Source organism: Thalassospira povalilytica, from assembly GCF_002844235.1.
GTDB lineage: Bacteria > Pseudomonadota > Alphaproteobacteria > Rhodospirillales > Thalassospiraceae > Thalassospira > Thalassospira povalilytica.
This window is the reverse complement of sequence record NZ_PGTS01000008.1, coordinates 188,598-196,506: the sequence shown is the minus strand read 5'-3', so window position 1 is coordinate 196,506 and position 7,909 is coordinate 188,598. Positions and strand designations below refer to the sequence as shown.

Genomic DNA, 7,909 nt, shown 5'->3' with positions numbered 1-7,909 from the left:
GGTTCCGGTTTCGGCTCAGGCTTTGGCTCGGGCTTTGGTTTCGGCTCGGGCTTGGGTGCCGGTTTTGGTTCCTTTTTCGGTTCGGGCTTTGGCAATGCCTTGGTCGGGGCAGCGGAAAACTCGTCCACTGTCACGACTTCGACCGAAATGGACTGCAATTCCAGCGGCGTTTCATCAAACAGGTCAGGCAAGCCCAACCACGCAATCAGAAACAGCGCAATATGCAAACCAAGCGATATGAGAGCGTAACGCAGCATAGTCTGTTACGAACCCTTGTTGGGCAATTCGGCGATCAGGGCGACCTTGGTAAAGCCGGCATCCTTGATCAGCCCCATAACTTCCATCACCCGGCCGTAATCAATGGCCTTGTCACCGCGCACAAAGATGCGGGTGTCGGCCTTGTTATCGGTAATGGCCGCGAGCTTTTCGGTCAGGGTGTCCTGCGCGATTTCACTATCCATAATATAGATGGTGCCTTCACGCGAAACCGAGACGACAAGCGGCTCGTCCTGCCCGGTCATCGGTGCAGCACTGGTTTCGGGCAGATCGACTTCGACACCAACCGTCATCAAGGGGGCTGCGACCATGAAGATCACCAGCAGCACCAGCATGACGTCCACCATCGGCGTGACGTTGATGTCGCTCATCGCTGCGCGTCGGTTGCTCCGACGTCCGCGACGGCGTCCTCCACCAGATCGGGATGCGAGTTGAGCGCCCATAATCAGTCTCTCGTATCGTCAAGTTGGCGCGAGAGGATCGAGCTGAACTCGTCCACGAAGGCTTCAAGACGGTTGCTGTAGCGGTTGAGATCACTGGAAATCTTGTTATAGGCAACCACGGCCGGAATTGCGGCGACAAGACCCATGGCGGTTGCAAACAGGGCTTCGGCGATCCCCGGTGCGACAACCGCAAGCGAGGTGTTTTTGGATGCGGCGATCGACTGGAAGGACACCATGATCCCCCAGACAGTACCGAACAGACCGACAAACGGTGCGGTCGAGCCGACCGATGCCAGGAAGGTCATGTAACGTTCGACGCGATCCATTTCACGGCCCAGCGTGATTTCCATGGATTTTTCAAGGCGCTGCTGCAAACGGGCGCGCATGGTATCACCATGAACACCGCGCGCATTCGAACGACGCCATTCGCGCATTGCCGAAACAAAGATTGCCGACATCGGATCCCGCGGTTTGTCCGCAATCCGGTCATACAGGTCTTCAAGCGAACCGCCCGACCAGAATGCTTCTTCGAATGTGCTGGCTTGCGCGCGCAGCTTGCGCAGGCGCATCAGCTTTTCGATGACAATCGCCCATACCCAGACAGATGCCAGCAACAGTCCGATCATCACCGTTTTGACGACCAGTCCAGCCTGCATGAACAGTCCCCACAGAGACATGTCATGCGCCATGACCGACTGCCCCAGCGTTACCGCGTCGACCACTTGATTTTCCATATTCCCGTTAGTCCTTGTTCACATCCAGATATCGACTAAATACTGTTCTTAATTCTTCGGGCAGTCTTTGTGCCCGAAGTTCTTCCAACGACATGCAGGCGAGATAAATCTCGATCACCACAAGTTCTTCTTCGCCGCGCATGATCTTTTGTTCATACCCGAGTGATGCGCCCCCTAGCTTAATCACCCTGGTTTCCACCGTCAGACGGTCTTCCAACTGAGCGGCGCGACGAAAATCGAGCGTACAGTGTCGAACGGCTATGGCAACTTTGTGGCGTTCTGCAACATTTCGATTGGTAAAGCCCAACAGGTTAAGCATCGCTGAACGCGCACGTTCCGCAAATGCAAGATAGTTGGCGTGATACACGATGCCGCCGGCATCGGTATCTTCATAAAATACGACTAAAGGATAAATGTGACGTTTGCCGTCCATGTAGCCCAACAGGGCATCATGCGTGTCCTGTCCCATCAGGAATCGCTCCTTGATGATCCATTACCCTGACTGTCAAAAAGATCGGACATCGGCATTCCGCCCGCTTCGCGCGGCGGCGTCAGACCAAGATGCTGGAACCCCTTGATGCCCAGCATGCGCCCGCGCGGGGTCCGCTGGATCAGGCCCTGCTGAAGCAGATATGGTTCGATCACGTCTTCGATGGTGTCGCGTTCTTCCGACAGGGCCGCGGCAAGGGTATCAACCCCGACCGGTCCACCACCGTAATTTCCTGCAATACAATTAAGATAGCGACGGTCCTGACTGTCCAGACCAAGGTTATCGACCTCAAGCCGGGTCAGCGCCGCATCGGCAATAAATTTATCAACCGGCGACTTTTCAGCCACGGCGGCAAAGTCACGCACACGTCGCAACAAACGCCCGGCAATACGCGGCGTACCGCGCGACCGGCGTGCAATTTCCATCGCACCTTCTTCGGTCATGTCGAAATTCAACAACCGCGCACCGCGCGATACAATCGAAACCAGTTCTTCGGGCTCATAGAACCGCAGACGCAGCGGAATGCCGAAACGATCACGCAGCGGCGTGGTCAAAAGCCCCGAACGCGTGGTCGCACCAACCAGGGTAAAGGGCGGCAAATCGATACGCACCGAACGGGCTGCCGGCCCTTCGCCGATGATCAGATCAAGCTGGAAATCTTCCATTGCCGGATAGAGGATTTCCTCAACCGCCGGGTTCAAACGGTGAATTTCGTCAATGAACAGAACATCGCGCGGCTGAAGGTTCGTCAAAAGAGCGGCAAGGTCCCCCGCCTTGGCAATGACCGGACCGGACGTTGCGCGGAAACCGACGCCAAGTTCACTGGCAACAATTTGCGACAACGTGGTTTTGCCAAGTCCGGGCGGACCAAAGAACAGGACATGGTCCATGGCCTCTTCACGCGCACGGGCCGCCTGAATGAAGACATCAAGGTTTTCGCGCACTTCTTTCTGACCGGTGAAATCATCGAGCCGGCGCGGACGCAGCGATCCTTCCTGATGGTCTTCTTCGCGACGCTCACCACTGAGCAGACGGTCTTCTTCTTCGCTCACGCGCTAAGCTCCTTCAGTCCCAGACGGATCAGGGTATCGATTGTCTTGTCATCGCCGGCCTGCTGGGCGGCCTTGCCGACCGCGCCAAATGCCTCGGACCGGCCATAACCAAGATTGACCAGTGCCGATACGGCATCCGCCATTACGACACTATCATCCACAACCGGTTCGGCCGGGGCTGTGTCGATTTTCACATCTGTTTTGGATTTTGCGGTTTTCTTTGCCTTGGCTTCCGGCTTGGCGGGTTCCGCAGCCGGGCTTGCCGGTGCGGCCACCGGACCAAGATTAAGCTTTGCGGCCTTGTCTTTGAGTTCGCCAACAATGCGGGTTGCGACCTTGGGCCCGATGCCCGGTGCGCGGCACAATGCCGTCGTATCCTGAGCGGCAAGGGCGCGCAAAAGATCGGTCGGGCTCAGCACCGACAACAGGGCAAGGGCGACCTTGGCCCCCACCCCCTGTACGGTGGTCAGCAACGAAAACCACTGTTTTTCGGCGTTATCGGCAAAACCATACAGGTGAATGTGATCTTCGCGAACGTGGGTTTCGATCATCAAACCGGCATCCCCGCCCTTTGGCGGCAACATGGAAAGCGTGCGGCGCGAGGCAAACACAAGATAGCCAACGCCATTCACATCAATGATGACGCTGTCTTCGCCAATGAAATCGACAATTCCGCGCAGTTTCGCGATCACCTGTATCGTCTCCCGTTTCCTGTTGGTTTGGCCGCCATGCTTGCCGCAAGCGACCGATTCCCGGCATGTTGCGCGTGACAGATCGCCACCGCAAGTGCATCGGCCGCATCCGCCCCGGCAATTTCACATCCCGGAAGCAGGGTCGAAACCATCATTTCGACCTGTTGCTTGGCGGCGTGACCGGCACCGACAACAGTCTTTTTGACGGCATTGGGTGTATATTCCGTTACCGGAATGCCATTGCGCGCCGGTGCGAGCAAGGCAACACCGCGTGCCTGACCGAGTTTAAGGGTGGATACCGGGTTCTTGTTGACAAAGGTTTCTTCGACCGCGGCCTCGTCCGGGTCCCAGGTCTGGATCACCTCGATCAGGCCGGAATGCAGCTGATCAAGGCGTTCGGCAAGGCTTAGCGACTGGGTGGATGTGACAATGCCGTTGGCGACATGGCGCATCCGGTTGTCCTGAAGGTCGATCACCCCCCAGCCCGTGCGTTGCAGACCGGGGTCAATTCCAAGTACGCGGACCACTATGTCACCCCATTTCCCGGAAGCCAGATACAAAACACCCGCCATTCAAACATGAAGGGCGGGCATCAAACCGCCCCCGAACATGATGGCGTTTGCAACCATATTCGGGGGAGTGGTTTTTAAACAAGTCTAGTTATCGAGACCAGCGACGATTTCGTCGGTCCAGGCAACGTTGGTCCAGACGTTCTGGACGTCATCATTGTCTTCGAGAACATCAACAAGCTTCATGATGCTCTGGGCCTGTTCGACATTGATTTCGGCCTCGGTCACGGCACGGAAGACCATTTTCGCACTTTCCGGATCGCCAAACTTTTCGGTCAGCGCTTCGCGAACAGCGTTCAGGTCTTCAAGTTCGGTATCAACAACGTGGCTGTTTTCATCAGACTCAACGTTTGCCGCACCGGCTTCGAGGGCCGCTTCGAAGATTTCGTCAGCATCAGCGGCATCCGCCGGATAGACGATTTCACCAAGACGGTTGAACATAAAGCCGACCGAACCGGTTTCGCCAAGGTTGCCACCGCTTTTTGCAAAGGCAGCACGCACTTCGGACGCGGTACGGTTACGGTTATCAGTCAGGGCTTCGACGATGACGGCAACACCAGCGGTGCCATAACCTTCGTAACGGACTTCTTCGTAATTGTCGCCCTCGCCTGCACCGGTCGCCTTTTTGATGGCGCGTTCGATGTTGTCCTTGGGCATGTTCTGACCGCGGGCCGCCGCGATCGCAGCACGCAGACGCGGGTTGCTGTCAATGTCTTCGCTGATTTTTGCCGCAACCGTGATTTCGCGGGCAAGCTTGGTGAAGATCTTGGCGCGTTTTTTATCCTGGGCACCTTTGCGGTGCATAATGTTCTTAAATTGGGAATGGCCGGCCATAACCTAAAACCTGTATTCATTGAACTCGATGTGGAACGGTATCGGGTGATACCACGCCGGTCATGCGGGAGTTCCCTGTCAGACCAGCCCGTCCGGACATCTGCAAGACAATGCTTTGTGTCGTTTGCAGCAGGTACGAACGAAAATTTCGACCGCTCCTATAGCCTGTTTACCTGCCAAGGTCCAGCGATGCTTGGTATCGCTGCCAAGATCACCGGGAATGAACTGCCCCCGACCGCCGATCACATCACCAATCCAGGTGGCAATTTTCTTGCATTTTACAGCTTCGGTTTGGTTAGATGTTGCAGTCGCAAAGATATTCTTTCATTAATAATACGAATGTAACTTATTAAACTAAAGAAGAACACTCTCCGGGGTCCAAGATGCCGGCCTGGTTGAAAAGACCATTTTCTTTTCAGGCGGCCGAAACAACCCGAATGGACACAGAAGCCATACGGGAACAGTCAGGAAACAAAGGTTAGATAGAATGGGAACTAAATTCGGGGTCCAAAGCAAGTTACTGATTTCATTTGCTCTGGTTGGATTGATGGCGGTTATTTCCGCTGTTGTCGGCGCTGTATCCTTCAACAAATTCGGTGATGCTCTTACGACCATCACGGAAGAAAAGCTTCCGCCTATTGCTGCGGCACAGGCCTTGGCAACCGAAAGCGCAGAAATTGTTGCCATTGCACCGCGTATCGTTGCATCCGCCAACACGGATGAAGAAAACGCGATCAATGACGAACTTGCTATCCGTCTTCAGGCGCTGGTTTCGAAAATCAACGAAATCGAAGCCACCGGCTTCATGCCCGAGGTCATTGCAAGCATCAATGACAATCGCGGTCTTTTGCAGGACAACCTTGAAAAGCTTCATGCGGTAACGCAGGAACGTTTCCAGATTGCCAACGAAAAAGCTGAAAAACTTACAGAATTCCAGAACCTGTCCAAACGGTATGCAGATACCCTGAAACCGGTTCTGTCCTATACGCAGAATGATATTTCCCAGGGTGGCCAGTTCGCCGCATCGCTTAAAGATGACCCGGCAAAGAAATTCAGCACCGACAAGGAAGAAATTCTTGAAGTCTTCCAGAAATATTCTTCTGCCATCGAGACCCGCACCCCGATCCTTGACATTGAGCGTCTTGGATCGTCTGCCTCAAACATGATCATTTCGAGCACCACGGAAACCCAGGCGGTGCGTCTTTCGATCATTCCGGTGCGTATTCGCGGCACCTATAGCGACGCGCTGAGCCAGCTTGATGCCATCGGCAATGACCGTCTGAAGGCATTTTATGTCGATCTGATCGACAAGATGCAGAAGCTTTCGGTCGGCGAAGGCAGCCTTCCGGATCTTCGCAAACGCGAACTTGAAGCCAGCGAACAAAGCCAGGCACTGGTTGTGCAGAGTGGCGAATATGCCAATGCGATGCGTGCAAGCGTTGCCGAACTGGTTGCCGGTCTGAATCAGGAAGTCGCAGAAGCCGCCGCCGAAGCCGGTATTGTTGAAAAGCAGGGCCTGACCGCCCTTGCCGCAGTTGCCGCAATCGCGATCATCATTTCGCTTCTGATCTATGTTCTGTATGTCCGCGGCAACGTTCTGCGTCGTCTTGGCGGTCTTCAGAAAACCATGGTTCAGCTGGCTGATGGCAATCTTGACGTTGATGTCCCGGCCAAGGGCAATGACGAAATCAGCGCCATGGGCCGTGCAGTTGAAGTCTTTAAGGACAACGCCCTTAAGGTTCGCGAAATGCAGGCCGAGGAAGAGCGCCTTAACCGTGAACGCAACGAAGCCCTTCGTGACGAGCTTCTGGGTCTTGCCGATACGTTGCAGAACGAAGTTGAAAGTGCCGTGAACGAGATCGCCGCCCTTGGTGATCAGCTTCAGGGGGTTTCCGGTCAGATGACATCGAGCGCCGAACTGGTGTCGGGTCAGACCGAAGACGTTGCCAATTCCGCACAGGAAGCCACCGGCAATGTCGAAACCGTTGCAGCCGCAACCGAGCAGCTTTCGGCATCGAATGCGGAAATCAACCGTCAGATGGCGGAGTCAACCCGCATTTCGAGCGAAGCATCGACCCGCGCACAGCAGACCAACGAACTGGTTGTCAGCCTGTCGCAGTCGGCTGATCGCATCGGCGAAGTGATCGCCCTGATCACCGACATCGCCGAACAGACCAACCTTCTGGCACTTAACGCGACCATCGAGGCCGCCCGTGCCGGTGATGCCGGCAAAGGCTTTGCCGTGGTTGCCGCCGAGGTCAAAAACCTTGCCAACCAGACCGAAAAAGCGACCGAGGAAATCTCGGGTCAGATTGCCGGTATCCAGAAAGCCACCGGTGAGTCCGTTAACGCGATTGGTGATATTGGCCGCATCATTGAAAACATCAATGAAATCGCCACCACCATTTCGGCCGCGGTCGAAGAACAGGGTGCCGCAACCGATGAAATCACCCGCAACGTGCGCGGTGCTGCCGATCGTACCCGTTCGGTATCGGCGTCAATCACCGAGGTTGCCAGTGAAACCGGTAAAACCGGCGAACTGTCCAGCCAAGTTCTGGCCACAGCCCAGAACGCATCGGAAAAAGTTGAAAACCTTCGGTCGCGGATCAACGGCATTCTCGATGACTTGCGCAAACAGGCGCATGATCGGGCTGCTTCCTGATCGAAGAATCGACACCATCCTGACTGAAAGGGTCCGCCATCCGGCGGGCCCTTTTTCGTTTTGCCCCTGTGACCGGGCATCCGATTTGTCGGAAATTCGGCAGAAACGCCCGTAAAAACCCGTAGCAAAACCGCACAACCTATACGTCTGTTTAAGC

8 protein-coding genes and 1 pseudogene are annotated in these 7,909 nt (G+C 55.3%); 1 reads left to right on the top strand and 8 read right to left on the bottom strand.

All coding sequences use genetic code 11. The features are described from left to right. The 8 genes and pseudogenes from CU041_RS18970 to CU041_RS18935 all read right to left on the bottom strand — a co-directional run. Positions 1-257, bottom strand: a pseudogene (locus tag CU041_RS18970) (energy transducer TonB); the annotation flags it as partial. A gap of 6 nt (positions 258-263) precedes the next feature. Continuing rightward, positions 264-719 (bottom strand): protein TolR, encoded by a 456-nt coding sequence (tolR, locus tag CU041_RS18965; RefSeq protein ID WP_068518114.1) that lies wholly within the window; start codon positions 717-719, stop codon positions 264-266. A gap of 2 nt (positions 720-721) precedes the next feature. Beyond that, positions 722-1,453, bottom strand: coding sequence for a protein TolQ (tolQ, locus tag CU041_RS18960; protein ID WP_068518115.1), 732 nt, complete (start codon positions 1,451-1,453; stop codon positions 722-724). Between the two features lie 7 nt (positions 1,454-1,460). Beyond that, the gene (locus CU041_RS18955; RefSeq protein WP_068518116.1) at positions 1,461-1,922 is read right to left on the bottom strand and encodes a YbgC/FadM family acyl-CoA thioesterase; all 462 of its coding nucleotides are present in this window, start codon (positions 1,920-1,922) and stop codon (positions 1,461-1,463) included. Beyond that, entirely contained in the window at positions 1,922-2,995 is a 1,074-nt protein-coding gene (gene ruvB / locus CU041_RS18950; protein WP_068518117.1) for a Holliday junction branch migration DNA helicase RuvB, read from the bottom strand. Before ruvB ends, CU041_RS18955 begins: the two co-directional genes overlap by 1 nt. Further along, positions 2,992-3,687 carry a Holliday junction branch migration protein RuvA gene (gene ruvA, locus CU041_RS18945; protein WP_101248060.1) on the bottom strand — a complete coding sequence of 232 codons (696 nt, stop codon included), beginning with the start codon at positions 3,685-3,687 and terminating at the stop codon, positions 2,992-2,994. The genes ruvB and ruvA overlap by 4 nt, the downstream gene beginning before the upstream one ends. Further along, positions 3,684-4,259, bottom strand: coding sequence for a crossover junction endodeoxyribonuclease RuvC (ruvC, locus tag CU041_RS18940; protein ID WP_068518119.1), 576 nt, complete (start codon positions 4,257-4,259; stop codon positions 3,684-3,686). The genes ruvA and ruvC overlap by 4 nt, the downstream gene beginning before the upstream one ends. A gap of 84 nt (positions 4,260-4,343) precedes the next feature. After that, the gene (locus CU041_RS18935; RefSeq protein ID WP_068518120.1) at positions 4,344-5,090 is read right to left on the bottom strand and encodes a YebC/PmpR family DNA-binding transcriptional regulator; all 747 of its coding nucleotides are present in this window, start codon (positions 5,088-5,090) and stop codon (positions 4,344-4,346) included. Between the two features lie 487 nt (positions 5,091-5,577). Here CU041_RS18935 and CU041_RS18930 point away from each other — a divergent pair, with 487 nt between their 5' ends. Further along, a complete protein-coding gene (locus CU041_RS18930) occupies positions 5,578-7,752 on the top strand; it encodes a HAMP domain-containing methyl-accepting chemotaxis protein (protein WP_068518121.1) in 2,175 nt (724 codons plus the stop codon). Positions 7,753-7,909 lie beyond the last annotated feature (157 nt).

Bases quoted from the DNA above. Each gene is read 5' to 3' on its own strand.
- CU041_RS18935 (WP_068518120.1), bottom strand. From the start codon at position 5,090: ATGGCCGGCCATTCCCAATTTAAGAACATTATGCACCGCAAAGGTGCC.
- tolQ (WP_068518115.1), bottom strand. From the start codon at position 1,453: ATGGAAAATCAAGTGGTCGACGCGGTAACGCTGGGGCAGTCGGTCATG.
- ruvC (WP_068518119.1), bottom strand. From the start codon at position 4,259: ATGGCGGGTGTTTTGTATCTGGCTTCCGGGAAATGGGGTGACATAGTG.
- CU041_RS18955 (WP_068518116.1), bottom strand. From the start codon at position 1,922: ATGGGACAGGACACGCATGATGCCCTGTTGGGCTACATGGACGGCAAA.
- CU041_RS18930 (WP_068518121.1), top strand. From the start codon at position 5,578: ATGGGAACTAAATTCGGGGTCCAAAGCAAGTTACTGATTTCATTTGCT.
- tolR (WP_068518114.1), bottom strand. From the start codon at position 719: ATGGGCGCTCAACTCGCATCCCGATCTGGTGGAGGACGCCGTCGCGGA.